This is a genomic window from Bacteroides faecichinchillae JCM 17102 (genome assembly GCF_000614145.1).
GTDB lineage: Bacteria > Bacteroidota > Bacteroidia > Bacteroidales > Bacteroidaceae > Bacteroides > Bacteroides faecichinchillae.
Window position 1 is genome coordinate 1 of sequence record NZ_BAKK01000137.1, and the last position, 650, is coordinate 650.

At 33.5% G+C, this 650-nt stretch carries 1 pseudogene; it reads left to right on the plus strand.

Annotation, left to right across the window (positions count from 1 at the left end):
- Nucleotides 1-380 (plus strand): annotated as a pseudogene (locus JCM17102_RS21120) (hypothetical protein); the annotation flags it as partial.
- Nucleotides 381-650: the final 270 nt, after the last annotated feature.

The window sequence follows — 650 nt, forward strand, 5'->3', positions numbered from 1 at the left end:
TAAAAGGGAAGGAAATGAAACCAAACAAGTCTATCGATAGATTGCCAATAAATGTGTTTGGTAGGATCAGGGAAAGGCTAAATGTAACCCCTATGTCATTTAAAGAAATAACAGAGGAAGAAATACAAGAGATTAAAAAGAAAATAACCATGTGGCCGCCGGAAAAGGCAAAGGAAACGTTTAACGCACAGTATGTGATTACCTATCCGATTAAAAGCAAGAAATCCGTATATATGGGTAAATATACACATAAGATGGACTTGATGATGACAAAATGGGGAGAGCATCTGACTGTCTCATTTCTGGTTACTAAAAAAGGGAATAAGAATATTGAGAAATATATTAAGGATGTGGAGGAAGCATTTTGGTTTGAAGATTGATGGGTGATAATAATGTCGCATAAAACAATTTACAAACATGAATAATATAAAAAGATTATTATCAATAATATGCGTCATTGTATACTTAATCCCTGTATACGGACAGAAAGATACAATCACAGCAGATGGATTATATCTTAAATATAATATTCCAAGTTATCATAGAAGTAACCTTACAATGCAGGATATAAAAAAATATTAGATGGAGAAATGGATTCCCCTGCTCCTAAGGATTCTGATATGGAAAGAGGAGAATTAGCTAGGCAGACG